At 73.8% G+C, this 24,624-nt stretch carries 22 protein-coding genes; 6 read left to right on the plus strand and 16 right to left on the minus strand.

The genetic code is table 11. From position 1 onward, the window contains the following. Positions 1 to 74: 74 nt before the first annotated feature. On the plus strand, positions 75 to 1,523 hold the full coding sequence (locus ABT232_RS00465; protein ID WP_351833778.1) for an MFS transporter: 1,449 nt from the start codon (positions 75 to 77) through the stop codon (positions 1,521 to 1,523). Here the strand turns inward: ABT232_RS00465 and ABT232_RS00470 are convergent. From ABT232_RS00470 to ABT232_RS00490, 5 genes are all read right to left on the minus strand, one after another. Next, positions 1,485 to 1,844 carry an MmcQ/YjbR family DNA-binding protein gene (locus ABT232_RS00470; RefSeq protein ID WP_351833780.1) on the minus strand — a complete coding sequence of 120 codons (360 nt, stop codon included), beginning with the start codon at positions 1,842 to 1,844 and terminating at the stop codon, positions 1,485 to 1,487. The two genes, ABT232_RS00465 and ABT232_RS00470, sit on opposite strands and share 39 nt — an antisense overlap. Beyond that, entirely contained in the window at positions 1,841 to 3,145 is a 1,305-nt protein-coding gene (locus ABT232_RS00475) for a hemolysin family protein (protein WP_351833782.1), read from the minus strand. The genes ABT232_RS00470 and ABT232_RS00475 overlap by 4 nt, the downstream gene beginning before the upstream one ends. After that, complete coding sequence (gene ybeY, locus ABT232_RS00480; RefSeq protein ID WP_351833785.1) at positions 3,142 to 3,639, minus strand: rRNA maturation RNase YbeY; 498 nt, start codon at positions 3,637 to 3,639, stop codon at positions 3,142 to 3,144. Before ybeY ends, ABT232_RS00475 begins: the two co-directional genes overlap by 4 nt. 12 nt (positions 3,640 to 3,651) lie before the next feature. Beyond that, positions 3,652 to 4,728, minus strand: coding sequence for a PhoH family protein (locus tag ABT232_RS00485; protein ID WP_351833788.1), 1,077 nt, complete (start codon positions 4,726 to 4,728; stop codon positions 3,652 to 3,654). Positions 4,729 to 4,870: 142 nt separating this feature from the next. After that, positions 4,871 to 5,992, minus strand: a complete 1,122-nt coding sequence (locus ABT232_RS00490) for a carbohydrate kinase family protein (protein WP_351834770.1) — start codon at positions 5,990 to 5,992, stop codon at positions 4,871 to 4,873. Positions 5,993 to 6,245: 253 nt separating this feature from the next. On the opposite strand from ABT232_RS00490, the gene ABT232_RS00495 reads away from it, so the two are divergent. Together ABT232_RS00495 and ABT232_RS00500 are read left to right on the plus strand one after the other, a co-directional pair. After that, positions 6,246 to 7,031, plus strand: coding sequence for an IclR family transcriptional regulator (locus ABT232_RS00495; RefSeq protein WP_351833791.1), 786 nt, complete (start codon positions 6,246 to 6,248; stop codon positions 7,029 to 7,031). Between the two features lie 195 nt (positions 7,032 to 7,226). After that, positions 7,227 to 8,621: an MFS transporter gene (locus tag ABT232_RS00500; protein WP_351833793.1), complete on the plus strand. Its 1,395-nt coding sequence runs from the start codon at positions 7,227 to 7,229 to the stop codon at positions 8,619 to 8,621. Positions 8,622 to 8,631: 10 nt separating this feature from the next. On the opposite strand, the gene ABT232_RS00505 is transcribed toward ABT232_RS00500, so the two are convergent. The 5 genes from ABT232_RS00505 to ABT232_RS00525 form a co-directional block, all read right to left on the minus strand. Continuing rightward, positions 8,632 to 9,624, minus strand: coding sequence for an adenosine deaminase (locus ABT232_RS00505; protein WP_351833795.1), 993 nt, complete (start codon positions 9,622 to 9,624; stop codon positions 8,632 to 8,634). Between the two features lie 20 nt (positions 9,625 to 9,644). Further along, positions 9,645 to 10,550 carry a ribonuclease Z gene (locus ABT232_RS00510; RefSeq protein WP_351833798.1) on the minus strand — a complete coding sequence of 302 codons (906 nt, stop codon included), beginning with the start codon at positions 10,548 to 10,550 and terminating at the stop codon, positions 9,645 to 9,647. 6 nt (positions 10,551 to 10,556) lie between these two features. Further along, complete coding sequence (locus ABT232_RS00515) at positions 10,557 to 10,910, minus strand: histidine triad nucleotide-binding protein (RefSeq protein ID WP_351833800.1); 354 nt, start codon at positions 10,908 to 10,910, stop codon at positions 10,557 to 10,559. A gap of 140 nt (positions 10,911 to 11,050) precedes the next feature. Continuing rightward, entirely contained in the window at positions 11,051 to 14,245 is a 3,195-nt protein-coding gene (locus tag ABT232_RS00520) for a S41 family peptidase (protein WP_351833802.1), read from the minus strand. A 45-nt stretch (positions 14,246 to 14,290) separates the two neighbouring features. After that, a complete protein-coding gene (locus ABT232_RS00525) occupies positions 14,291 to 14,776 on the minus strand; it encodes a hypothetical protein (protein ID WP_351833804.1) in 486 nt (161 codons plus the stop codon). A 139-nt stretch (positions 14,777 to 14,915) separates the two neighbouring features. Here ABT232_RS00525 and ABT232_RS00530 point away from each other — a divergent pair, with 139 nt between their 5' ends. Then, positions 14,916 to 15,290: a hypothetical protein gene (locus ABT232_RS00530; protein ID WP_351833806.1), complete on the plus strand. Its 375-nt coding sequence runs from the start codon at positions 14,916 to 14,918 to the stop codon at positions 15,288 to 15,290. Between the two features lie 10 nt (positions 15,291 to 15,300). Here ABT232_RS00530 and ABT232_RS00535 read toward each other — a convergent pair whose 3' ends face one another. The 4 genes from ABT232_RS00535 to hrcA all read right to left on the minus strand — a co-directional run bounded on the left by ABT232_RS00535 (position 15,301) and on the right by hrcA (position 19,406). Beyond that, complete coding sequence (locus tag ABT232_RS00535) at positions 15,301 to 16,050, minus strand: 16S rRNA (uracil(1498)-N(3))-methyltransferase (RefSeq protein ID WP_351833809.1); 750 nt, start codon at positions 16,048 to 16,050, stop codon at positions 15,301 to 15,303. After that, positions 16,047 to 17,120 (minus strand): nitronate monooxygenase, encoded by a 1,074-nt coding sequence (locus ABT232_RS00540; RefSeq protein ID WP_351833811.1) that lies wholly within the window; start codon positions 17,118 to 17,120, stop codon positions 16,047 to 16,049. Before ABT232_RS00540 ends, ABT232_RS00535 begins: the two co-directional genes overlap by 4 nt. 132 nt (positions 17,121 to 17,252) lie before the next feature. Then, on the minus strand, positions 17,253 to 18,389 hold the full coding sequence (gene dnaJ, locus ABT232_RS00545; RefSeq protein WP_351833814.1) for a molecular chaperone DnaJ: 1,137 nt from the start codon (positions 18,387 to 18,389) through the stop codon (positions 17,253 to 17,255). Further along, the gene (gene hrcA / locus ABT232_RS00550; protein ID WP_351833817.1) at positions 18,390 to 19,406 is read right to left on the minus strand and encodes a heat-inducible transcriptional repressor HrcA; all 1,017 of its coding nucleotides are present in this window, start codon (positions 19,404 to 19,406) and stop codon (positions 18,390 to 18,392) included. It lies immediately after the preceding gene. 163 nt (positions 19,407 to 19,569) lie between these two features. Between hrcA and ABT232_RS00555 the strand changes: the two genes are divergently transcribed. Next, positions 19,570 to 20,301 carry an MBL fold metallo-hydrolase gene (locus tag ABT232_RS00555; RefSeq protein WP_351833819.1) on the plus strand — a complete coding sequence of 244 codons (732 nt, stop codon included), beginning with the start codon at positions 19,570 to 19,572 and terminating at the stop codon, positions 20,299 to 20,301. Positions 20,302 to 20,333: 32 nt separating this feature from the next. Beyond that, positions 20,334 to 21,143, plus strand: a complete 810-nt coding sequence (locus tag ABT232_RS00560; RefSeq protein ID WP_351833820.1) for a DUF3097 domain-containing protein — start codon at positions 20,334 to 20,336, stop codon at positions 21,141 to 21,143. Here ABT232_RS00560 and hemW read toward each other — a convergent pair whose 3' ends face one another. Together hemW and ABT232_RS00570 are read right to left on the minus strand one after the other, a co-directional pair. After that, positions 21,144 to 22,376 carry a radical SAM family heme chaperone HemW gene (gene hemW, locus ABT232_RS00565; RefSeq protein WP_351833823.1) on the minus strand — a complete coding sequence of 411 codons (1,233 nt, stop codon included), beginning with the start codon at positions 22,374 to 22,376 and terminating at the stop codon, positions 21,144 to 21,146. It lies immediately after the preceding gene. A 27-nt stretch (positions 22,377 to 22,403) separates the two neighbouring features. After that, a complete protein-coding gene (locus ABT232_RS00570) occupies positions 22,404 to 24,404 on the minus strand; it encodes a SpoIIE family protein phosphatase (RefSeq protein WP_351833826.1) in 2,001 nt (666 codons plus the stop codon). Positions 24,405 to 24,624: the final 220 nt, after the last annotated feature.

A 24,624-nucleotide genomic window follows, 5' to 3' on the forward strand; every position in this document is an offset into this window, starting at 1 on the left:
TCTGGCTGGTGGTGCCACCACCACCATAAGTGCCGACTCCCCAGGCGTATTCCGGCCGCCGCAAGCTCATGCACATGGCGATCGACACCGACACCTCCCCCGCTCCCCCGGCCCCGCGCACCTCCGGCACACCCGGGCTGTCGACGCGCGACCGGCTCGTCCTCTTCGTCCTGTGCGCGGCCCAGTTCATGGTCGCGCTGGACTTCTCCGTGCTGAACGTCGCCCTGCCCGTGCTCGGCGCCGACCTGGGCATGAGCCCGTCGGCGCTGCAGTGGGCGGTGACGGCGTTCGCGCTGCCGTCCGGCGGCTTCCTGCTGCTGTTCGGCCGGGTCGGCGACCTGTACGGCCGCCGCAGACTCTTCCTGGCCGGCCTCGCCCTGTTCGGCGCGGCCTCGGTGCTGGCCACCGTCGCCTGGGACCCGGCGTCGTTCCTGGCGGGACGCGTGCTCCAGGGCCTGGGCGCGGCGGCGATCGTGCCGACCGGGATGTCCCTGCTCACCACCACCTTCCCGGAGGGCCCGGCCCGGGACCGGGCGCTCGGGATCTCCGGCACGCTGCTGTCGCTGGGCTTCACCGTCGGCATGGTCGCGGGCGGTGTGCTGACCGATCTGCTCGGCTGGCGCTCCACGATGGGCCTGCTGGCGCTGTTCGCGCTGATCGTGCTGCCGCTGGCGCCCGCGCTGCTGCCGGAGTCGCGCACCCCGCTGCGGCCCCGGCTGGACGTGCCCGGCGCGGTCACCGTCACCGGCGGTCTGCTGGCCCTGATCTACGCCCTGTCGACGGCCGCCGAGCACGGCTTCGGCCGCGTGGACGTCCTGGCCGGGCTGGCCGCGGGGCTCGTGCTGCTCACCGTGTTCGCCGTGGTCGAGTCCCGTTCGTCCGCGCCGCTGGTGTCCCTGCCGATGCTGCGGCGGCGCACGGTGGCGTGGGGCAACCTGGGCGGCCTGGTGACGTTCTCGATGATGTCGACGGTCGTGTTCGTGCTCACGCTGTACCTGCAGGAGGTCCTGGGCCTGTCCGCCTTCGAGACGGGGCTGGTCTTCGGGGTGCAGGGGGCACTGTCGGTGGTGGCGGGCTCGTACACGCCGAGGGTCGTCGCCCGGCTCGGCGCCCGCCGCACCCTGGTCGTCTCCCTGGTCGGACAGGGCGCGCTGGTCGCCACGCTGCTCGGCCTCGGCACGGGCGGCTGGTCGGTCTGGCTCGCCACCGCCGCCGTGTCGCTGGCCAGCATGTTCCACCTGGGCGCGATCATCTCCTACGGCCTGGTGGTCACCTCCGGCGTCCCCGACGCGGAGCAGGGCCTGGCCACCGGCCTGGTCACCTCCACCCAGCAGGTCGGCATCACGGTCGGCATCCCGCTGCTCGGCGTGCTGGCCACGGCCTCCGGCGATCTGCTGTCCGGCGTCCGCACGGTGATCGCCCTGGACGCGGGGATCGTGCTGGCGGCGGCGGTGCTGGTCGCCGCGGGGCTGCGGCGCCGGGGGTCAGGGGCGGTCGAGGCGGAGGCGGTCGGCGCGCGGTAGCCCGGCGACGACCAGGTCGTACGAGTCCTCCACGAGCTCCCGGACCAGGCGGTCCGGGAGTCCGGCGTCGGCGGTGACGGTGTTCCAGTGGCGCTTGTTCATGTGGTAGCCGGGGACGATCAGGCCCGGGTGCTCGGCGCGCAGCCGGATCGCGTCCTCGGGGTCGCACTTGAGGTTGACGGTCAGGGGCCGCGCGTCCAGGTTCGTCAGGGCGAACAGCTTGCCCAGGACCTTGAAGACCGAGGTCTCCGGGTTGAACGGGAAGTCCTCCACGGCCGCGTTGAAGGACAGGCACAGGGCGCGCAGCTCCTGAGGGGTCACTCGGCCTTCTCCTCCTCCACCGGGTCGGCCGCGGGCACCGGCTCCACCAGCACCGTCACGATCTTGTTCCGGCGGCCGGCAGCGGCCTCGGCGGTCAGCCGCAGATCGCGGCCGTCGGGAAGCGGGACCACGGAGGAGGCACCGGCGATCGGCACCCGGCCGAGGGCCTTGGCGAGCAGTCCGCCGACGGTCTCCACGTCCTCGTCGTCGTACTCGTCGAGGCCGTACAGGTCGCCGAGGTCGGTGATGTCGAGGCGGGCGGTGACCCGGTAGCGGTCCTCGCCCAGCTCCTCCACGGGCGGCAGTTCGCGGTCGTACTCGTCGGTGATCTCGCCGACGATCTCCTCGAGGATGTCCTCGATGGTGACGATGCCCGCGGTGCCGCCGTACTCGTCGATGACGACGGCGACGTGGTTGCGTTCCTTCTGCATCTCGCGCAGCAGGTCGCCCGCGTTCTTGGTGTCCGGCACGAAGAACGCGGGCCGCATCGCGGTCGACACCAGTTCGCTCTCCGCGTCCCGGCTGATGTGCGTCTTGCGGGCCAGGTCCTTGAGATAGACGATGCCGACGATGTCGTCCTCGCTCTCGCCGGTCACCGGGATGCGGGAGAAGCCGGAGCGCAGGGCGAGGGTGAGGGCCTGACGGATCGTCTTGTAGCGCTCGATCACGATCAGGTCGGTGCGCGGGACCATCACCTCGCGGACCAGGGTGTCGCCGAGTTCGAAGACCGAGTGCACCATCCGGCGCTCCTCGTCCTCGATCAGGGACTCCTTCTCCGCGTAGTCCACCAGTGCCCGCAGTTCCGCCTCGGAGGCGAACGGGCCGTGCCGGAAGCCCTTGCCGGGTGTGAGCGCGTTGCCGATGAGGATCAGCAGCGACGGGATCGGGCCCAGCACCCGGGCGAGCGGCAGCAGGACGTACGCCGCCGCGGTCGCGGTGTGCACGGGGTGCTGGCGGCCGATGGTGCGCGGGGAGACCCCGACGGCGACGTACGACAGCAGGACCATCACCGCGATGGCGATGACCAGTGCCTCGGCGGTGCTGTCGAACTCCCGCAGGCAGCCGTGGGTGATGAGCGCGGCGGCGGCCATCTCGCAGGTGACGCGGACCAGCAGCGCCAGGTTGAGATAGCGGGTGGGGTCGGCGGCGAGCTGGGCGAGCTTGGCGCTGCCGCGCCGCCCGGAGCGCACGGCCTCCTCGGCACGGAAGCTGGAGACGCGCGCCAGGCCCGCCTCCGCGCAGGCGGCGAGCCAGGCGACGACGACCAGGGCGATCGCGCCGGAGACGAGCGGGAGGCTCATGAGACGGTCGGGGCCGGGGAGGGGCCGGTGATGCCCTTCTCCGTGCGCCAGCCGTCCACGATGGCCGCCTGGAGGCCGAACATCTCGGCCTTCTCGTCGGGTTCCTCGTGGTCGTAGCCGAGCAGGTGCAGCACGCCGTGGACGGTGAGCAGTTGCAGCTCCTCGTCCATGGAGTGCTGGGTGGGCGCCTCGGCGCCCTGCTTGGCGGCGACCTCGGGGCAGAGCACGATGTCGCCGAGGAGGCCCTGCGGGGGCTCGTCGTCGTCCTTCGACGGCGGACGCAGCTCGTCCATCGGGAAGGACATGACGTCCGTGGGCCCCGGCAGGTCCATCCACTGGATGTGCAACTGCTCCATGGCGTCGGCGTCCACGACGATCACCGAGAGTTCGGAGAGCGGGTGGATGCGCATCCGCGCGAGCGCGTAGCGGGCGATGTCGAGGATCGCCTGCTCGTCGACCTCGGTTCCGGACTCGTTGTTGACGTCGATCGACATGGTCGTGCTGGTCTACTTCCCTTGGTGGCCCTTGGCACCGGACTTGCCACGGCCCTGGTGCGCGCCGTTCGCGGTGCCGTGCTTGCTGTCGTACAGCTCGTACGCGTCGACGATACGGCCCACCAGCTTGTGCCGGACGACGTCGTGGGAGGACAGCCGGGAGAAGTGGACGTCCTCGACGCCTTCCAGGATGTCCTGGACCTGACGGAGACCGGACTTGGTGCCGTCGGGCAGGTCGACCTGGGTCACGTCACCCGTGATCACGATCTTCGAGTCGAAGCCGAGGCGGGTGAGGAACATCTTCATCTGTTCGGGGCTGGTGTTCTGGGCCTCGTCCAGGATGATGAAGGCGTCGTTGAGGGTGCGTCCGCGCATGTACGCGAGCGGCGCGACCTCGATGGTCCCGGCCGCCATCAGGCGCGGGATGGAGTCGGGGTCGAGCATGTCGTGCAGCGCGTCGTACAGCGGGCGCAGATAGGGGTCGATCTTCTCGTAGAGCGTGCCGGGCAGGAAGCCCAGGCGCTCGCCGGCCTCGACCGCGGGGCGGGTCAGGATGATGCGGTTGACCTGCTTGGACTGCAGGGCCTGCACCGCCTTGGCCATCGCCAGGTACGTCTTTCCGGTGCCGGCGGGGCCGATGCCGAAGACGATCGTGTGCTTGTCGATCGCGTCGACGTACCGCTTCTGGTTGAGGGTCTTGGGGCGGATCGTACGGCCGCGGGAGGACAGGATGTTCTGCGTCAGCACCTGGGCCGGAGTCTCCGGGCCGTCGCTCATCCCGTCCTCGCTCGCCTTGAGCATGGCGATCGAGCGTTCCACTGCGTCCTCCGTCATCGGCTGCCCGGTGCGGAGCACCAGCATCATCTCGTCGAACACGCGCTGGATCAGGGCGACCTCCCGAGAGTCGCCGACCGCGCTGATCTCATTGCCCCGGACGTGGATGTCGGCCGCCGGGAAGGCCTTCTCGATCACACGCAGCAGGGAGTCGCCGGATCCCAGCACGGTGACCATGGGGTGCTGGGCGGGGACGGTGAACTGTGCTCTCGCCTGTCCCTGCGCGGGGGTGTGAGCTGTGGGTGTCTGAGTCATGGGCCGGCGCTGAAGGCCTGCGGTTCCTCCTCATCACGGCCGCGTAGCTGAGGGCGGCCTCGCGATTCCAAGGGTACGACGGGGCACGGACAACGCCGTAGGGCTTTTCGCCGAGGGCTGTAGCGAGGGGCTGCCGCCGGGGTCACGCCGAGCGCCGGAACCCGATCGTCGGCACCGCCCGCCGCAGCGGCCACGGTCTCCCCTGCTCCTCGGGGACCAGGCCGGCCAGGAAGGCGTAGCGCTCCAGGGCGGCGGGGTCCTGGTCGTCGAGGGAGCGGACCTTGCGCCACCAGGCGGCGATCTCGGACCAGCCGGGCGCGGAGAGGGAGCCGCCGAACTCCTGGACGGAGAGGGCGGCGGTCAGTCCGGCGAAGGCGATGCGGTCGGCGAGGCGCCAGCCGGCGAGGGTGCCGGTGACGAATCCGGCCACGAAGACGTCCCCGGCGCCGGTCGGGTCCAGTGCCTCGACCTCGATGGCCGGGACCTCGGCGGTCTCGCCGGTGCGGCGGTCCACGGCGTAGGCGCCGTCCGCGCCGAGGGTGACCACGGCGACCGGGACGTGCTCGGTGAGGGCGTGCGCGGCGGCGCGCGGGCAGCTCGCGCCGGTGTAGCGCATCGCCTCCTCGGCGTTGGGCAGGAACGCCTCGCAGTGCCTCAGGTCGGTGAGGCCGGCCAGGTCCCAGGCGCCGGTGTCGTCCCAGCCGACGTCGGCGAAGATGCGGGTGCCCTGCGCGGCGGCCTGGGCGACCCAGGGCGCGGGGGCGCCGGGCACGAGGGAGGCGACGGCGGCCCGGGCGCGGGGCGGCTGGTCCGGTGCCGGTGCCGGTTCCCGGGGCGGCGGCTCGTGGCCGTGCGAGACCATGGTGCGCTCGCCCTCGTAGGCCATGGAGACGGTGACCGGGGAGTGCCAGCCGGGGACCGTCCGGGACGGGGCGAGGTCGATGCCCTCGCCGTGCGCCAGCGCGTCCCAGCAGTACTCGCCGTAGTGGTCGTCGCCGAACGCGGCGGCCAGGGAGGTCCGCAGGCCGAGCCGGGCCAGCGCGGTCGCCATGTTCGCCACGCCGCCGGGGCTGGAGCCCATGCCGCGCGCCCAGGACTCGGTGCCCCGCACGGGCGCGGAGTCGAGGCCGGTGAAGATGATGTCGAGGAAGACGGTGCCGGTGAGGTAGACGTCCCAGGGCGGGTCTCCGGGGGCGCGCAGGGCGGCGAGCGGGTCGACCTGGGGCGGGCAGCCCGCTCTCCTGCCGGCGGGCGCGGTCGGCACGGTGGCGGTGGCACCGGCGGGTGCGGTGGGGCGGACGGACGCGTTCACGGTGGGCACTCCCTGAACGTGGTGCGGATCCAGCCAGTGTGCACCACACCCCTGACAGCGCGTCCCGGGTCACGCCGGTGTCGGCAACCCGTACGGGGCCCTGTTCGAACGTGCGGCGTCCGGTGAGGACGTCCTCGCACCGCCAGGGGTACGCGGACGGCGAACCGTCGGGGACCCGGCCCGCCGCCGCACTACGATCGCCCCCATGTCGGAGTCAGGCGGCGGGGTCCGCGAGGTGAAGTCGGCGGCGCGCACCGTCGAGTTGCTGGAACTGCTCGCCGCGCGCGGCGACCGCCCGGCACGGCTCCAGGAGCTGGCGGACGAGCTCGGCGTCCCGCGCAGTTCGATGTACGCCCTGCTCCAGACCCTGATCTCGCGCGGCTGGGTCCGCACCGACGTCACCGGCTCCCTCTACGGCATCGGCATCCACGCCCTGCTGACCGGCACCAGCTACCTCGACTCCGATCCGCGCGTACGGGCCGTCCGTCCCTACCTCGACGAGGCGTCCCAGGCGCTGGGCGAGACGATCCACATGGGCCGGCTGGACGGCCCGGACGTGGCGTACCTCGCGACCCGGGAGTCGCACGAGTACCTGCGGACCATCAGCCGGGTGGGCCGCAGGCTCCCCGCCCACGCCGGCGCCCTCGGCAAGGCGCTGCTGGCCGAGCGGTCCGACGACGACCTGCCGGCGGAGCCCTACCGGGCGCTGACGCCCCGCACCCACACCACGCGGGCGTCGCTGGCCGCCGACCTCGCCGAGGTGCGGGCGCGCGGCCACTCCGTCGACCGCGAGGAGGGCGTGCCCGGGATCGTCGGCTTCGGGTTCGCGCTGCGGTACGACTCCCCCGCGCAGGACGCGATCAGCTGCTCGGTGCCGGTGGCCCGGCTGACGCCGGAGCACGAGGAGCGGATCGTCGCCGTCATGCGGGAGATCCGGGTGAAGATCGAGGCGACGGCACCGGCGGCCGGAGGCGCCGTGCACTGGCGCTAGCCGCCGCCGGCCTGGGGAAACGGCCGCTTCTACCCGGCCTTCCCCACCCCAAACCGAAGAGTGACCCAGATCACGTCACCCGGGCTTCATCGCGCAACTCCGTGCTTGATACAAATTGCCCGCGCGTTCCTGTCCGTCGACGGCTGCGCCCCTCCCCCACTTCAGCCGCTTCTTTCGCATGCCCCGGGAACGCCCGTGCTCGCCCCTCGCACCCTGCCCTGGCCCCTGATCGCCCTTTTCACGGCCGGGTACCTCGCCCCTTACCTGCTGCCGACCACCGTCGGCCGCCTCGACTCGGGCCTTGCGCTGACCGCCACCCAGGCGGGCGCCGTCGGCAGCGCCCTGCTCCTCGCCTCGGCCTCGGCCGGGTTCCTGCTGGCCGGGCGCGTCGACCGGCTCGGAGCCCGCGCCCTCGCCCGCGCCGGACTCGCCCTCGCCGCCCTCGGCTACGGCGCCGCCGCCCTCACCACCAGCGTCCCGGCCGTCGTCGCGGGCGCGGTGCTCGGCGGGTTCGGGTCGGGCACGGTCACCGCGGTCGCCGCGTCCGGCATCGCCGCCCACCGCGACCCGCACCGCGCCTCCACCACCGGCCTGCTCGGGGTGTCGGCGCTCGCGGGCGCGCTCTATCTGACGGTCCCGCACCTGGGCCCCGGCCACGGCCTCCCGCTCGCCGCGATCGCCCTCACCGCCCTCGCCGTCTGGCCGCTGACCGGCCGGCTGCCCGCCCGCGCGGCCGCCGTCGCGGTCCGGCGGGAGAGGGCCCGCCTCCCCCATCTGCGCTCCGGACTGCTGCTCGCCGCCGCCATGCCCTGCTGGTCGCTCGCCCAGAACGCCCTGTGGGGCGTCAGCGGCCGGATCGGGCTGACGCAGGCACACCTGACCGAGGCGGCCGTCGGCGTGGTCTTCGCCGTGGCGCTCGGCGCGGGACTGCTGGGCGTGCTCTGCGCCGGAGCGCTCGGGGCGCGGCTCGGACGGGCACTGCCGATCGGCGTGGGCACCACACTGATCGCCGGATGCATCGCGCTCAGCGCCTCCGCGACCACGCTGCCGGCCTTCGCCGCGGGCGAGATCGCCTGGAACGCCCTCTACCCGGTGGTGCTCTCGTACGTCATCGGCCTGGCCGCCTCCCTCGACCCGCGCGGGCGCTGGGCGGTGCTGGTCGGCTCGGCGTCCTCGCTGGGCACGGCCGCGGGACCGCTGACCGGCAGTCTGCTGTCCGCGCGGGCGGGCTTCGACGGCATGGGGCTGATCCTGGCCGCGGGCCTGCTGGTGATCGCCGTCCCGATGACCGCGGTCGCCCTCCGCACCCGCCCGCGCCCGGCCCCGGCGGAGATCCCGGCCGCCGAGATTCCGGTCGCCGACATCCCCGTCGTCGAGATCCCCGTCGTCGAACTGCCGGTCGCCGGCACCCCGTCCGTCGGCACCCCGTCCGTCGGCACCCCGTCCGCCGGCACCCCGTCCGCCGGCCTCCCGGCCGTCGACATCCCGGTGATCGAGTTCCCGCTGGAGAGCCCGGCCGGGCCCGCCGAGCGGGCCGCCTACGGCGCGGCGGGGCCGCGGGAGGCCGTCGCCGCGCCGGGTGCCGTCTGAGGCCGCCGGCCTACGGGAACTCGTACGCCTCCACCTCGGCGAGGTACCGGGCCCGCCGCTCCTCGTCGTGCTCCAGGAAGGCGGCGCGGAAGGAGTTGCGGGCCAGCTCGCGGAGCCGGTCCTCGGTCAGCCCGAGGGTGCGGCGCACGGCGTCCAGGTTGTCGCCGGCGTAGCCGCCGAAGTAGGCCGGGTCGTCGGAGTTGACCGTGCACAGCAGCCCGGCGTCGAGCATGGCGGGCAGCGGATGGTCGGCCAGGGTGTCCACGGTGCGCAGGCGGACGTTCGACAGGGGGCACAGGGTCAGCGGGATCCGGTCCCGGACCAGCCGCTCCACCAGCGCCGGGTCCTCCATGCAGCGCAGGCCGTGGTCGACGCGCTCGACGCCGAGCACGTCCAGGGCCTCGGTGATGTACTCCGGCGGCCCCTCCTCGCCCGCGTGCGCCACCCGGCGCAGCCCCAGCGCGGCGGCGGCCTCGTACACCTCGCGGAACTTCGCCGGCGGATGCCCGACCTCGGCGGAGTCCAGGCCGACACCGGCGATCCGGTCCAGGTGGGGACCCGCCGCGTCCAGAGTGGCGAGCGCCGACTCGGCGGACTCGTCGCGCAGGAAGCACAGGATCAGCCGGGTGGAGATGCCGTGGTCGGCCTCGCTGCGGCTCAGCGCCCGCCACAGCCCCTCCACGACGGTGCCCATCGGGACTCCCCGGGCCAGGTGGGCCTGCGGGTCGAAGAAGATCTCGGCGTGCCGGACCCCCTGCGCGGCGGCGCGGGCGAGGTAGGCGTCGGCCAGGTCCTCGAAGTCCCGCTCGGTGCGCAGCACGGCCATCAGCTCGTAGTACAGGTTCAGGAAGGACTGGAGGTCCTCGAACCGGTACGCCTCACGCAGCTCGTCCGTGGTCGCGTACGGCAGCGGCACCCCGTTGCGCGCGGCCAGCTCGAACGCCAGCTCCGGCTCCAGAGTTCCTTCGATGTGCAGGTGCAGTTCTGCTATGGGGAGGGGCATCAAGGAATCGTACGCCCCATTTACCTGCGTTTCGGAACCGGCACTCTCTGCAGATCGTGCGCCACCGTCAGCTCACCCTCGAACCCGGCGGCCCGCGCCTGGCGCTCGAACTCCTCGGGCTCGCCATAGCGCTGGCTGAAGTGGGTGAGCACCAGGTGCCGCACCTGGCTGTCCCTGGCCACCCGCGCCGCCTGACCCGCCGTCAGATGGCCGTGATCGGTGGCGAGGTGCTCGTCCTCGTCGAGGAAGGTCGACTCGATCACCAGCATGTCGCAGCCGTCCGCCAGCGCGTACACGCCGTCGCACAGCCGGGTGTCCATGACGAACGCGAACCGCTGCCCGCGCCGCACCTCGCTGACGTCCGCCAGGGCGACCGGGCCCAGCGAGCCCTCGCGCTGGATGCGGCCCACGTCCGGGCCCTTGACGCCGTGCGCGGCCAGCCGCTCGGGCAGCATCCGCAACCCGTCGGGCTCGACCAGCCGGTAGCCGAAGGACTCGACGGGGTGCGAGAGCCTGCGGGCCTGGAGGGTGTACGAGCCGGTCGTCACGAGGTCGCCGTCGGCGTCGACCGGCGCCTCGGTCACCCCGACCGTCTCCCGGTAGGCGGTGGCGTACCGCAGCCGGTCGAAGAAGCGCTGCCCGGAGCGCGGGTAGTGGGCGGTCACCGGGTGCGGCACCTGGTCCAGGTTGATCCGCTGGATGACGCCCGGCAGGCCCAGCGAGTGGTCCCCGTGGAAGTGCGTGACGCAGATCCGGTTGAGGTCGTGGGCGGCGACACCGGCGCGCACCATCTGCCGCTGGATGCCCTCGCCGGGGTCGAAGAGGATGCCCTCGCCGTCCCAGCGCAGCAGGTAGCCGTTGTGGTTGCGGTGCCGGGTCGGGACCTGGCTGGCGGTGCCGAGGACCACCAGTTCACGGACGGACACGCCGGATTATCCGGGAGGCCACTGGAGGCCGCGGCCGCCGAGGACGTGCGCGTGCGCGTGGAAGACGGTCTGGCCGGCACCGCTGCCGGTGTTGAAGACGATGCGGTAGCTGTCCAGTTTGTCGTCGTCGGCGACCGCCTGCGTCTCGCGCAGCACGTCGGCGGCGAGCTGGGGCGCGGCGACGGCGAGCTCGGCGGCGCTCGGCCAGTGCTCCTTCGGGATCACCAGGACGTGAGTGGGCGCCTGGGGGTTGATGTCCCGGAAGGCGACGGTCGTCTCCGTCTCACGGACGATCGTCGCCGGGATCTGGCCCGCGACGATCTTGCAGAACAGGCAGTCGTCCTGCGGTTCCCCTGCCATTTTCCCTCCGGCGTCTCGCGGTGATCGTCTCTGTGGGCATCGTATCGTCGCCGGGGGCGCGGGGCCGCGGCCGGTCGCGCCCACGCGGCACAGCCGCCCATCGGCTCCGCCCCGCGCCCCCGAGTGGCTGTCGCGCCCCGCTATTCGAGATTCGGCGGTGTTTTCGCCGGGGTCTCCTCCAGGGCCTCCAGGGCCAGGCGGATCGCCTCGTCCAGCTGGGGATCGCGGCCCGCGGCGTGGTCCTGCGGGCGCTGGACGACCTCGACGTCCGGGTCGACGCCGTGGTTCTCGACGCCCCAGCCGTACCCCTCCAGCCAGAAGGCGTACTTCGGCTGGGTGACCAGGGTGCCGTCGACGAGGTGGTAGCGGCTGTCGATGCCGATGACGCCGCCCCAGGTGCGGGTCCCGACCACCGGTCCCAGCCGCAGCGCCTTGATCGCCGCGTTGACGATGTCCCCGTCGGACCCGGAGAACTCGTTGGCGACGGCGACGACCGGCCCGCGCGGCGCGTCCTCCGGGTAGCTGTACGGCCGCATCCCGCGCGGCACGCCCCAGCCGACGATCCGCCGGGCCAGCTTCTCCACGACGAGCTGGGAGGTGTGTCCGCCCCGGTTCTCCCGGACGTCCACGATCAGCCCCTCGCGGGCGACCTCCACCCGCAGGTCGCGGTGGATCTGCGCCCAGCCGGGCGCCTGCATGTCCGGCACGTGCAGATAGCCGAGCCGCCCGCCGGACCGCTCGCGCACGTACGCCCGCCGGTCGGCGACCCAGGCGTGGTAGCGCAGCGGCTCCTCGTCGGCGACCGGTACGACCACCGCGTGCCGCGGCTCGCCGCCGCCGGCCGGGGAGACCGTCAGCTCGACCGGCTTGCCCGCGGTGCCCACGAGCAGCGGGCCCGGCCCGGTCACCGGGTCGACGGGCCGGCCGCCGACCGCGAGGATCGCGTCGCCGGCGCGCACCGCGACACCGGGCGCGGCGAGCGGGGAACGGGCGTCCGGGTCGGAGGTCTCCGAGGGCAGCACCCGGTCGACGCGCCAGGTGCCGTCCTCGTGCCGGGAGACGTCCGCGCCGAGCAGTCCCTGCCGGTCGCCGTCGCCGTGGCCGCCGCGCGGGGCGACGTAGGCGTGCGAGGTGCCGAGCTCGCCCTGCACCTCCCACAGCAGGTCGACGAGGTCGTCGTGGGTGGCGAGCCGGTCCAGGACGGGCCGGTAGCGGTCGAGGACACCGTCCCAGTCGACGCCGCTCATGTCCGGCCGCCAGAAGTGGTCCCGCATGATCCGGCCGTTCTCGTCGAACATCTGGCGCCACTCGGCGGCCGGGTCGACGGTCTGGCGCACCCGGGTCAGGTCGACGGCGACGTTGGTGTCGCTGTCGTCGTCGCCGGAGGCCCGGCGGTCGCTCGGTACGACCTTCAGCCGTCCGTCGGTCCACAGCAGCACCCGCTTGCCGTCGCCGCTGACCTCGAAGTGGTCGGCGTCGACGGCGAGGTGTTCCAGGCGCTGCTGGGCGAGGTCGTAGCGCTCCAGCTCGGTGTGCGGGTCGGGGTCGTCGGGGGTGGCCCGGGAGACGCCGAGGACGCCGCGGACGGGGTGCCGCAGCCACAGCACGCCGTCCTTGGCGGCCCGCAGGTTGGAGTAGCGGCCGGCCTCCACCGGGAACGGCACGATCCGGTCGGCGAGTCCGTCGAGGTCGATCCGGGTGGCCGGGGTGCCCTCGCTGTCCGGTGTCTCGTCCTTGTCGGGCGCCTCGAAGGGCCGGCCGTGCCGCTGCGGCCCGAACGGCGAGGGGGTGGTGGCGGCGAGGGTGATCAGGTGCGGGCGGTCGCCGATGACGAACGCCAGGTCGAAGACGTGTTCGTCGTAGACCGGGTCGAAGGAGCGGTTGGAGAGGAACGCGAGGTGCTTGCCGTTGAGGGTGAAGGCGGGCGCGTAGTCCTGGAACCGCAGCGGGGTCGCCTCGGTGACCGACAGGTCGGTGGTGTTGGCGAGCTTCAGCTGGCACAGCGGGTGCGGTCCCGGGTGCGACCAGGCGAGCCAGGCCGAGTCGGGCGAGAACACCAGCCCGGAGACATCGCCGTGCTCGCTGCGGTCGACCTCGCGCACCTCGCCGGTCTCCCGCTCGACGAGCAGCACCCGCCCGTCGTGCGCGGCGACCGCGGCCCGGCTGCCGTCGGGGGCCATCGCCAGGCCCAGCACCCGGCCGAGCTGCCCGGCGGCGAGCCGGCGCGGGGTGGCGGCGGGGGCGAGGCCGGTGGCGGGCGCGAACTCCAGGGCGTCCTCGCCCTCCGCGTCCGTCACCCACACCACCCACTCCTCGCCCTCCACCCGGAAGGTGCGCGGCAGCCGGGCCCGGACACCGGGTGTGGCGGCGAGGGCGCGGGTGGGACCGGCGCGGTGGGTGACCCAGTGCACGGTGCCGCGCACGGCGACCGTGCTGCCGCGCGCGGTGTGGTCGGGAGCGGCCGCCCCGAACCAGCGGGCGGCGTTCACCTGGTACGGCTGCCGGTCGGTGCGCTGCCCGCCGAGCCGGATGTCGAGCCGGCGCGGCTCGGCGCCGTCGAGGTCGTCCAGCAGCCACAGTTCACCGGCGGCGGAGTAGACGACGCGGCTGCCGTCGCTCGCGGCGTGCCGGGCGTAGAAGCCGCCGAGGGGCGTGTGGCGGCGCAGGTCGGAGCCGTCGGCGAGGGAGGAGTAGACGGCGCCGGTGCCCTCGTGGTCGGAGAGGAAGGCGATCCGCTCGCCGGCCCAGAACGGGTACTCGATGTTCCCGTCCAGCTCCTCGTGCAGCCGGACGAACTCCCCGTCACCGCCGCGGTCGATCCACAGCTTGCCCGCCGTGCCGCCCCGGTACCGCTTCCACCAGGCGGCCTCGCGTCCCATCGGCGCGGACAGCAGCACCGTGTGCGGGCCGTGGGCGACGTCGCCGACGGGTCCGTACGGCAGCCGGCGGGAGGGGCCGCCGTCGAGCGGGACGGCGTGCGCCCAGCTGCGGCGCAGGCTGGCCTCGCCGTGGGTGGTGAGGGCGAGGACCTGCCCGTCGGAGGTCCAGCCGCGCACCTGGGTGCGCCAACTGCCCCAGTAGGTGAGCCGCTTGGACGGGCCGCCGTCGACGGGCGCGATGTGCACCTCGGGGGCGCCGTCGCGGGTGGAGGTCCAGGCGACGGTGGTGCCGTCGGGCGAGATGCGCGGCTGGTTCACCGGCATGTTGTCGGCGCTGACCCGCCAGGCCCGTCCGCCGTCGAGCGGTGCGAGCCACACGTCGTCCTCGGCGGTGAAGGCGACCAACTCGCCGTGCGGATGCGGAAATCGGAGATACCCCGGCGTCGGCTGTGTCACCCGATCACCCTATGCAGCCGCGGCCTCGCCGAACAGCGGTTTCGATCACTTCCCCGCGGGCCGGCACTGCGGGTCGCTCTGGCACCAGACGGTCCGGGTGACGGTCACCGTGACGTTCGGCTCGGGGCCGGAGCCGGGCGGCTGGTTCACCGGCGGGGTGCTCGGCGCGTCGCAGTCGCCGAGGCCCTTGACGTGGAACCACTCCTTGCCGTCCACTTTGGCGACGATGTCCCCGCGCACGCAGCGGCCGTTCACCGCGCGGGTCACCTTCCCGGTGACGGTGATGTCCTTGCCGTCGGAGGTCTCGCCCTCGCAGTCGACGTCGGCGACGGTGTCCTCGCTCGCGGTGGGCGTCGAGCGGCCGTCGTCCCCGAAGTCCGCGGTGCAGCTGAGCCATTGCACGTCGGCCTTCTGCCGCTCCAGCTCCCGGGTCACGGTCTCGTCCGTCGTGTACGCCACGGTCGCCGCGCTGAGCCCGCCCGGATCACACGCCACGGCCCCGCCCACGGCCACCACCGCCAGCGACGCCATCGCGACCGCCCGGCGTGCGCCCGACCGCCCCCGAACCCGCCTCAACACCCCCATGAAGGGCATGCTGCCACCGCCTCGCCGGTCGCGGAAGAGGGCTTACGGCCACGCACCGCGGTGCCCGGTCTCCTGGCCTGGCGGCATGCGCAAGAAGGGCAGTCCGAGGAAGCTCGTGGTGGACGAGGCGGCGACGTATCTGTGGGCCGTCCGGCACCGGCACGGCGGCGCCGGACGACCGTGCGAGGAGGTGCTCGGTCTGCACCGGGACGGAAGGCGGACACGGATCGTCTTCCGGCAGGGGCCCGGCCGGTCGGTGGAGGGCGGCTACCAGCCCGGCGGACATGTGATCGACGAGCACGGCAACGGGCTCAACCTGAATCAGCCGGGCAGCGTGCGCGCGCTCGTCGACGAGGCCGTCCGGCGCGGACTGCTGCCCGCCGCCGAGGCCTCGCGGGAGCTGGACGGCTGGGATCTGCTGCCGGCCGCCGCCGCACGCGCGGCGGCCTCCCGGCGGTAGCAGCCGCGGGTCAGGACCAGCGGCCCGTGCGGCCGAGGAGGAGGGCGGTGGCCGCGGTGCCGGCGGTCGAGGTGCGCAGCACGCTCCGGCCGAGGACGTACGCCTTCGCGCCGGCCTCCCGGAACAGCGCCAACTCGTCGGCTGCGACGCCTCCTTCGGGGCCGACGACCAGCACGATCTCGCCCTGCTCGGGCAGTTCGGCGGTGGCCAGCGGCTCGCTGCCGTGCTCGAAGTCGGAGTGCAGCACGGCGGCGAAGTCGGCCTTCGCGAGCAGCGCGGCGACCTGCTTGGTCGTCGCCGTGTCCGCGACCTCGGGGAAGCGGACCCGGCGGGACTGCTTGCCGGCCTCGCGGGCGGTGGCCCGCCACTTGGAAAGGGACTTCAGCCCCCGGTCGCCCTTCCACTGCGTGATGCAGCGGGCGGCCTGCCAGGGCACGATCGCGTCGACGCCGACCTCGGTCATGGTCTCCACGGCGACTTCCCCGCGGTCGCCCTTGGGCAGCGCCTGGACCACGGTGATCCGGGGCTGCTCCGGCGGCTCCTCGGAGTACGAGTCCAGCTGCACGATCAGCCGGTCCTTGCCCTCGGTGCCGAGCACCACGCAGTCCGCCCAGCGTCCGGCGCCGTCGGTGAGGACGACGTCCTCGCCCGGCTGGAGCCGCTTCACCGAGACGGCGTGCCGTCCCTCGGGGCCGTCGAGGACGTACCGGCCGCCGCCTCCCGCGTCGAAGTGCTCGACCACGAACACCGGTGCCGTCATCGCGCGCCACCGCCCGACAACGCTGTCCGCGCCGCCGCCAGTTCGGCCGCCAGCACCTCCACCAGCTGACCGGCGGGCAGCTCGCGGGCCATCCGGTGGCCCTGTCCCGCCCACAGCGCCATGCCCTGCGCGTCGCCGGCCTTGGCGGCGGCCTTGCGCAGCGGCGAGGTGAGGTGGTGGACCTCCGGGTAGGCGGCGGGGGCGTAGGGCCCGTGCTCGCGCATGAACCGGTTGACCAGTCCGCGCGCGGGCCGGCCGGAGAAGGCGCGGGTGAGTTCGGTGCGCGTGAACAGCGGGTTGGTCAGCGCCTGCTTGTGCACGGCCTGCGCGCCGGACTCGGGGGTGGCGAGGAAGGCGGTGCCGAGCTGGGCGGCGCTCGCGCCCGCGGCGAGGGCGGCGGCGATCTGGCTGCCGCGCATGATGCCACCCGCGGCGACGAGGGGCAGCCGGACCGCCTCGCGGATCTGGGCGATCAGGGAGAGCAGTCCGACGCCGGAGCCGTCGTTCTCGGGGATGTCGCGGTGGGTGCCCTGGTGGCCGCCGGCCTCCACGCCCTGCACGATCACCGCGTCGGCGCCGGCCTGTTCGACGGCGCGGGCCTCGTCGGCGGTGGTGGCGGTGACGAGGGTGAAGGTGCCGGCCCGGCGCAGCGCGTCCAGGGCGTCCCGGCCGGGGACGCCGAAGTGGAACGACACCACCGGCACCGGGTTGTCCAGCAGCACCGCGAGCTTGGCGTCGTAGCCGTCGTCCCGGCCGCTGTCCCGGTCGCCCAGCTCGGTCTCGTACCAGGCGGCCTCGCCGGCCAGCTGATGGGCGTAGACGTCGACGGCTGCGGGGTCCGCGTACTCCGGCTGCGGCAGGAAGAGGTTCACGCCGAAGGGGCGGCCCGTCAGCCCCCGCAGCTGCTTGATCTCCTGGTACATGCCGTCGGCCGTCTTGTACCCGGCGGCCAGAAATCCAAGCCCCCCGGCCTCGGACACGGCGGCGGCGAGCCGCGGCACGGAGACGCCGCCCGCCATGGGGGCCTGCACGATCGGATGGGGGAAGAGATCGGTCAGTGCGGAGGACATGACGGCATGTTGTCACGTCCTCCGATCAAGTCCGAATCCGGCCACCCTCCGGCATGTGCCGGAGGCATCACCGCGGCTCAGACCCCGCGCGAGAGGCTCCCGGCGCCCTTCGAGAGCGCCGGGCCGGCCGCCTCAGCGGCCGTTGAACGCGTCCTTCAGCCGCGAGAACAGTCCCTGCTGACCCGGCTGGAACTGTCCCGTCGGACGCTCCTCGCCGCGCAGCTTGGCCAGCTCCCGCAGCAGGCGCTCCTGCTCCGGGTCGAGCTTGTTCGGGGTCTGCACCTCGACGTGCACGATGAGGTCGCCCCGGCCGCCGCCGCGCAGGTGGGTGACGCCACGGCCGTGCAGCGGGATCGACTGACCGGACTGGGTGCCCGGACGGATGTCGACCTCCTCCATGCCGTCCAGCGTCTCCAGCGGCACCTTGGTGCCGAGGGCCGCCGCCGTCATCGGGATCGTCACCGTGCAGTGCAGGTCGTCGCCGCGCCGCTGGAAGGTCGGGTGCGGCAGCTCGTGGATCTCCACGTACAGGTCGCCCGCGGGGCCTCCGCCCGGACCGACCTCGCCCTCGCCGGCGAGCTGGATCCGCGTGCCGTTGTCGACACCGGCCGGGATCTTCACGGTCAGCGTGCGGCGGGACCGCACCCGGCCGTCGCCCGCGCACTCCGGGCACGGGTTCGGCACGACCGTGCCGAAGCCCTGGCACTGGGGGCAGGGCCGCGAGGTCATGACCTGGCCCAGGAAGGACCGGGTGACCTGCGAGACCTCACCGCGGCCGCGGCACATGTCACAGGTCTGCGCCGAGGTGCCCGGCGCCGCGCCCTCGCCGCTGCACGTGGTGCAGACGATCGCGGTGTCGACCTGGATGTCCTTGGTCGTCCCGAAGGCCGCCTCGTCCAGCTCGACCTCGATGCGGATCATCGCGTCCTGGCCCCGGCGGGTCCGCGAGCGCGGTCCGCGCTGCGACGCCGTGCCGAAGAACGCGTCCATGATGTCCGAGAAGTTCCCGAAGCCGCCCGCGCCGAAGCCGCCGGCACCCGCGCCGCCGCTCTGCGACAGCGGGTCGCCGCCGAGGTCGTAGACCTGCTTCTTCTGCGGGTCCGACAACACCTCGTAAGCGGCGTTGATCTCCTTGAACCGCTCCTGGGTCTTCGGATCGGGGTTGACGTCCGGGTGCAGCTCGCGGGCGAGCCGCCGGAAGGCCTTCTTGATCTCTTCCTGCGACGCGTCGCGGCGCACGCCGAGAACGGCGTAATAGTCCGTGGCCACTTACGACTCCGCCAGGATCTGTCCGACGTACCGTGCCACCGCTCGTACCGCTCCCATCGTTCCCGGGTAATCCATGCGGGTCGGTCCGACCACGCCGAGCTTGGCGACTGCCTCGCCGCCCGAACCGTAGCCGACCGACACCACCGACGTGGAGTTGAGTCCCTCGTGGGCGTTCTCGTGACCGATGCGCACGGTCATGCCCGAATCCTTCGCCTCGCCCAGCAGCTTGAGGAGCACCACCTGCTCCTCCAGCGCCTCCAGGACGGGCCGGATGGTGAGGGGGAAGTCATGCCCGAAGCGGGTCAGATTGGCGGTACCGCCGATCATCAGCCGCTCCTCGGTCTGCTCGACCAGCGTCTCCAGCAGCGTGGCGAGCACCGTCTGGACGGTACCGCGATCCTCCGGTTCGAAGCCCTCGGGCAGATCCTGCACCAACTGCGGCACATCCGTGAAGCGGCGGCCGGCGACCCGGCTGTTCAGCCGCGCCCGCAGATCCGCCAGGGACGTCTCGCCGAACGGCGCCGGGCAGTCGATCATCCGCTGCTCGACCCGGCCGGTGTCGGTGATCAGGACCAGCATCACGCGCGCCGGCGCCATCGACAGCAGCTCCACATGCCGCACCGTGGACCGGGTCAGCGACGGATACTGCACGACCGCGACCTGCCGGGTGAGCTGCGCGAGCAGCCGTACCGTGCGCGCCACGACGTCGTCGAGGTCGACGGCGCCGTCGAGGAAGTTCTGGATCGCGCGCCGCTCGGGCGCGGTGAGCGGCTTGACCTCGGCGAGCTTGTCGACGAAGAGCCGGTAGCCCTTGTCGGTGGGGATGCGCCCGGCACTGGTGTGCGGCTGGGCGATGTACCCCTCGTCCTCCAGGGCGGCCATGTCGTTGCGGACCGTGGCCGGCGAGACGCCGAGGCTGTGCCGCTCGGTGAGCGCCTTGGAGCCGACCGGCTCCTCGGTTCCGACGTAGTCCTGGACGATGGCGCGCAGCACCTGAAGCCGTCGTTCACTGAGCATCCGCGCACACCTCCAGCGGTACGTCCCCTTGGCGCTCCCCCTGGCACTCTGCGCATGCGAGTGCCAGCCTTACCCGGCCCAGTGTACGGCTGTCGGGTACGCCCCGGGCAAGGCCGGTCCGGCCGGCTCGTACCCGCGGGGGCGTCACGGTTAGCGTCGCGGTATGACGGTGACTTGGGAAGACCTGGGGTGGGAACGGCTCACGACCGGCGTCGGCCGCTGCCGCCTGCCGGGCTGGGACTGCACGGCCGGACTGGTGCTGGGGCACGGTACGGCGCTGCTGATCGACGCGGGTTCCAGCCTCGCGGAGGGCGCGCGGCTGCGCACCGAGGCGGAGGAACTGGCCGGCCGGCGTGTGACCCATCTCGCGCTCACCCATCCGCACTTCGACCATGTCTTCGGCGCGGCGGCGCTGGCCGGCGCGGAGGTGTTCGGGGCGGTCGGCGTGGAGACCGCGCTGACGTCCCGGCGGGCGCGCGCGGAGCTGCGGGCGGACGCGATCCGCAACGGCCTGGCGGAGCCGGCGGCGACGGAGGCCGCGGACACCCTCGTCGCACCCCGCCACCACGTCTCCGGCGAGTGGACCCTGGACCTCGGCGACGGGCAGCAGGTGCTGCTGGCCAACGTCGGCCCCGGGCACACCGCCCACGACCTCGTCGTCCTCGTGCCCGGCGACCCGGAGGTGGTCTTCTGCGGCGACCTGGTCGAGGAGTCCGGCGAGCCGCAGGCGGGCCCCGACGCCGTGCCGTCGCGCTGGCCGGACGCCCTGGACCGGCTGCTGTCCTTCGGCGGCGAGGACGCGCGGTACGTGCCGGGGCACGGGGCGGTGGTGGACGCGGCCTTCGTCCGCCGGCAGCGCGACGCACTCGCGGCCCGCTTCGGCGTGTCGCGCTGAGCGGGCCCGATGCCGTCCATATCGTCATCCGAATGCGCCAGTATTCCTCCGACCTGACCCCGCCGTGGAAGAAGCCCCAGCCCGTCCCCGAGGTCCCCGCGGAGCCCGGCCTGGTGGTCGAGGAGGCGGGGACCGGGTTCTGCGGCGCGGTGATCCGCTGCGAGGCGGGCACGGTCACCCTGGAGGACCGCTTCGGCAAGCACCGGGTGTTCCCGCTGGAGCCGCGCGGGTTCCTGCTGGAGGGCCGGGCGGTGACCCTGGTGCGGCCGCCGTCCTCCGGCCCGCAGCGGCCCGCCCGTACGGCCTCCGGCTCCGTCGCCGTCCCCGGCGCCCGCGCCCGTGTCGCCCGCGCCGGCCGGATCTACGTCGAGGGCCGGCACGACGCCGAGCTGGTGGAGAAGGTCTGGGGCGACGACCTGCGGGTCGAGGGCGTGGTGGTGGAGTACCTGGAGGGCGTGGACGACCTGGTGTCGATCGTCGCCGAGTTCGCGCCGGGCCCGGACGCGCGGCTGGGCGTCCTGGTGGACCACCTCGTGCCCGGCTCGAAGGAGTGGCGCATCGCCGAGTCCGTCACGAGCGAGCACGCGCTGGTCGTCGGCCACCCGTACATCGACATCTGGCAGGCGGTGAAGCCGGCGTCGGTCGGCATCCCCGCCTGGCCGTCGGTCCCGCGCGGCCAGGACTGGAAGACCGGCGTCTGCCGGGCCCTGGGCTGGCCGGAGAACACCGGGGCGGTGTGGCAGGCGATCCTGAAGCGGGTGAACTCCTACAAGGACCTGGAGCCGGCGCTGCTGGGCAGGGTCGAGGAGCTGATCGACTTCGTGACCGCCCCCGAGGGCTGATCAGTCCACCAGGTCCCGCACCACCGCGTCCGCCAGCAGCCGCCCCCGCAGGGTCAGCACCGCGCGGCCCGCCTCGTACGGCCCCTCCTGGAGCAGCCCGTCCGTCAGGGCCCGGCGGGAGGCCCGCAGGCCCTCCTCGCGGAGCAGGCCCAGCGGTACGCCCTCCCGCAGGCGCAGCTCCAGCAGGATCCGCTCGACGCGGCGGTCCTCGTCGGACAGCACCTCGCGGCCGGCGCCCGGCGACCTGCCCTCCGCCAGGGCCGCCGCGTACGCGCCGGGATGCTTGACGTTCCACCAGCGCACCCCGCCGACATGGCTGTGCGCGCCGGGGCCCGCGCCCCACCAGTCGGCGCCGCGCCAGTACAGCTCGTTGTGCAGGCAGCGGCCGGCCTCGGAGGTGGCCCAGTTGGAGACCTCGTACCAGTCGTACCCGGCCGCCGTCATCGCCTCCTCGGCGATCAGATAGCGGTCCGCGTGCACGTCGTCGTCGGTCATGGGGACCTCGCCGCGGCGGATCCGGCGGGCCAGCTGGGTGCCCTCCTCGACGATCAGCGCGTACGCCGAGACATGGTCGGGCCCGGCCCCGAGCGCCGCGTCGAGCGAGGCCCGCCAGTCGTCGTCGGACTCGCCCGGGGTGCCGTAGATCAGGTCGAGGTTGACGTGCTCGAAGCCCGCCGCGCGGGCCTCCGCCACACAGGCCTCCGGGCGCCCGGGGGTGTGGGTGCGGTCGAGGATCCGCAGGACGTGCTGCTTCGCGCTCTGCATGCCGAAGGAGATCCGGTTGAAGCCGCCCTGCCGCAGCTCGGCCAGGTAGGCCGGGTCCACCGACTCCGGGTTCGCCTCCGTGGTGACCTCCGCGTCGGCCGCGAGACCGAACTCCTCACGGATCGCGCCCAGCATCCGTACGAGATCGCCCGCGGCCAGCAGGGTCGGCGTGCCGCCGCCGACGAAGACCGTGCGGACCTCGCGCGGGTCGTCGCCGAGGACCTTGCGGGCCAGGCGGATCTCGTCGGTCAGGGTGTCGGCGTAGTTGTCGCGGGAGGCGAGGACGCCGCCGGTGCCGCGCAGCTCGGTGGCGGTGTAGGTGTTGAAGTCGCAGTAGCCGCAGCGGGTCGCGCAGTAGGGGACGTGCAGATAGAACCCGAGGGGGCGGTCGGCCGCCCCGGCGAGCGCGGACGCGGGCAGCGCGCCGTCGGCGGGGACGGGCTCGCCGTCGGGGAGTGCGGAAGGCATGTCCTCCATTGTCCCGCACCGCGCGTGCTACTCCGCCTGGAGCACCAGCAGCGCCAGATCGTCCTCCGGCGGCAGCCCGCCGAAGCCGTGCACCAGCTCTCGGATGCGTTCCGCGATCAGCTCCGCGCTCAGGCCCGCACAGCCGGCCAGCGCGGCCGCGAGCCCGTCGCCGTCGTCGAACTGGCGGGGGCCGCAGCGCCGCTCGGTGACGCCGTCGGTGACACAGAGCAGGGTGTCGCCGGGGAGCAGCTCGAAGGTCTCGCTGACGTACGTCTCGTCCTCGACGACGCCGAGCAGGGTCTGCGGGCCGGCGGCCGTGCGGACGGCGCCGTCGGGGCCGAGGACCAGCGGGAGCGGGTGGCCGGCGGAGGCGAGGGTGCAGCGGACGCCGCCGTCGAAGGGGACCAGCTCGCCGTAGAGCAGGGACAGGAACCGCGTCTGCGGGCCGTCGCCGGGGCCGACCGGGCCGGCCAGGGCGCGAGCGGCGGCGTCGGCGGCCTCGGTGGCGTCGTCGAGGAGGAGCTGGTTGAGGCGGTCCAGGACATCGGCGACCTGGTAGCCCTCGCGGGCCAGCAGCCGCAGCCAGGGGCGGGCCAGGCCGATGACGACGGCCGCCTCCGGGCCCTTGCCCTGGACGTCGCCGATGGCGAAGCACCAGCGGCCGGCCCCGGCGGGGAAGAGGTCGTAGAAGTCGCCGCTCGGGCCGCCCACGTCACAGGGCTCGTGCACCAGGGCGCTGCGCAGCCCGGGGATCTCCGCGACCGCGTCGGGCAGCAGCCCGCGCTGGAGGACGGAGCTGATGGTGACCTGCCGGGCGTACTGCCGGGCCGCGCCGATGGCCAGCGCGACCCGGCGGCTCAGGTCCTCCACGAGCCCGGTGACCTCGTCCGGGAACCCCGTGTCACCGTCCCGCCCGATGACCAGCGAACCCAGCGGCCGGCCTCCGGCGACGAGACGGAAGGCGAGGGCCGCGCCGGGAGCGGGTATGGCGGAGGGACCCGGCGCCGGGCGGCCGGGGCCGGGTTCCTCGCGGATGCCGGACCGCTCGCCGCCGTCCGCCGCCCGCTCCTCGTGCCGCTCCTCGTGCCGCTCCTCGTACCGCTCCTCGTGCCGGGGGTACGGGGCCGGGCCGCCGTCCAGATCCTCGCCGGTGTGCGGCGGCTCCTTCTCCAGGGCGTGGCGCAGCTCCTCCATGCGGTCCTCGCTGGCGTGCCAGACGCGGGCGAGCCGGGGGCCGGGGGCGCCGGTGCCGCCGTCGGTCCAGCGGCCGCGCCCCATCGCCTCGTCCTCCAGCCAGATCGCGCACCAGTCGGCGAGCCGCGGCACGAGGAGCTGGCCGGTGAGCGCGGCGACCAGGTCCTCGTCGAGCTGCCCGGCGAGCAGGTCGGACGCCTCGGCGAGGAAGGACAGCGCGCCCCGCCCCAGCCACTCCCGGTCGCGTTCCGCGCGCCGCGGCCGCGGGGCGAGCAGCCCGGCCACGCCGAGCGTGTCGCCGTACGCCGGGTCCGCTGCCTCCTCCTCGCCCGCCTCGCGCTCCGGGCCGCCGAGCCGCGCCCACACCGTCTTGGCGCCCCGCCGGTAGGTGACGCCCCAGGACTCGGCGAGGGTGGCGACGAGGCGCAGACCGCGGCCGTACTCGGGGGTCTCGTGGGCCGGGGCCGGGCCGGTGTCGCCGTCGCGCGGGGCACGGGCCGGATGCCGGTCGGTGACCTCGACGACGAGCGCGCCGGTCTCGGTCTCCAGCCGGTAGGCGAGTTCGACGTCGGTGCCGGCGTGCACCACGGCATTGGTGACCAGCTCGCTGACGATCACCGCGGCGTCCTCGCCGACCCGGTCCGCGCCGGGCAGTCCCAGCTCGGCCCACTCCCGTAACGCGGTGCGCAGCAGCCGGCGGCCGGCGCCGGGCGCGAGGGGGCTGCCGTCCAGGGACACGCACACCTGTGCGGACATCTGCGCAGGCGGGTACGCGGCGACGAAGTCGGCGCCCCAGTCCCGCGGCGACTCGCGTTGCGTCGGAATGGCCCCCATCTCCAGCTCCCCGAGCAGTCGGACGATCGGGTACGTCTCGATCGATGCCGACAGGGTGACAGACCGAACCGGTCCAGCAGCACGGAGTTATCGAAGTGGGCCGCCATGAGAGAGAACCGTGGTACGTGCGTGGTCGTATCCGGTTTCGACCGGGACCGGTTGACGCACGGTTTCGAGCATCCGACGGACACGGAAACCGCGCGGGCGGCCACGGTGAACC

The sequence above is a fragment of the Streptomyces sp. NPDC001532 genome (assembly GCF_040298625.1).
Taxonomy (GTDB): domain Bacteria; phylum Actinomycetota; class Actinomycetes; order Streptomycetales; family Streptomycetaceae; genus Streptomyces.

Excerpts from the sequence above, each read along its gene's own strand:
- ABT232_RS00465 (WP_351833778.1), top strand. The coding sequence starts at position 75 with ATGGCGATCGACACCGACACCTCCCCCGCTCCCCCGGCCCCGCGCACC.
- ABT232_RS00475 (WP_351833782.1), bottom strand. The coding sequence starts at position 3,145 with ATGAGCCTCCCGCTCGTCTCCGGCGCGATCGCCCTGGTCGTCGTCGCC.
- ybeY (WP_351833785.1), bottom strand. The coding sequence starts at position 3,639 with ATGTCGATCGACGTCAACAACGAGTCCGGAACCGAGGTCGACGAGCAG.
- ABT232_RS00485 (WP_351833788.1), bottom strand. The coding sequence starts at position 4,728 with ATGACTCAGACACCCACAGCTCACACCCCCGCGCAGGGACAGGCGAGA.
- ABT232_RS00495 (WP_351833791.1), top strand. The coding sequence starts at position 6,246 with ATGTCGGAGTCAGGCGGCGGGGTCCGCGAGGTGAAGTCGGCGGCGCGC.
- ABT232_RS00505 (WP_351833795.1), bottom strand. The coding sequence starts at position 9,624 with ATGCCCCTCCCCATAGCAGAACTGCACCTGCACATCGAAGGAACTCTG.
- ABT232_RS00515 (WP_351833800.1), bottom strand. The coding sequence starts at position 10,910 with ATGGCAGGGGAACCGCAGGACGACTGCCTGTTCTGCAAGATCGTCGCG.
- ABT232_RS00525 (WP_351833804.1), bottom strand. The coding sequence starts at position 14,776 with ATGGCGTCGCTGGCGGTGGTGGCCGTGGGCGGGGCCGTGGCGTGTGAT.
- ABT232_RS00530 (WP_351833806.1), top strand. The coding sequence starts at position 14,916 with ATGCGCAAGAAGGGCAGTCCGAGGAAGCTCGTGGTGGACGAGGCGGCG.
- ABT232_RS00535 (WP_351833809.1), bottom strand. The coding sequence starts at position 16,050 with ATGACGGCACCGGTGTTCGTGGTCGAGCACTTCGACGCGGGAGGCGGC.
- ABT232_RS00540 (WP_351833811.1), bottom strand. The coding sequence starts at position 17,120 with ATGTCCTCCGCACTGACCGATCTCTTCCCCCATCCGATCGTGCAGGCC.
- hrcA (WP_351833817.1), bottom strand. The coding sequence starts at position 19,406 with ATGCTCAGTGAACGACGGCTTCAGGTGCTGCGCGCCATCGTCCAGGAC.
- ABT232_RS00555 (WP_351833819.1), top strand. The coding sequence starts at position 19,570 with ATGACGGTGACTTGGGAAGACCTGGGGTGGGAACGGCTCACGACCGGC.
- ABT232_RS00560 (WP_351833820.1), top strand. The coding sequence starts at position 20,334 with ATGCGCCAGTATTCCTCCGACCTGACCCCGCCGTGGAAGAAGCCCCAG.
- hemW (WP_351833823.1), bottom strand. The coding sequence starts at position 22,376 with ATGCCTTCCGCACTCCCCGACGGCGAGCCCGTCCCCGCCGACGGCGCG.
- ABT232_RS00570 (WP_351833826.1), bottom strand. The coding sequence starts at position 24,404 with ATGGGGGCCATTCCGACGCAACGCGAGTCGCCGCGGGACTGGGGCGCC.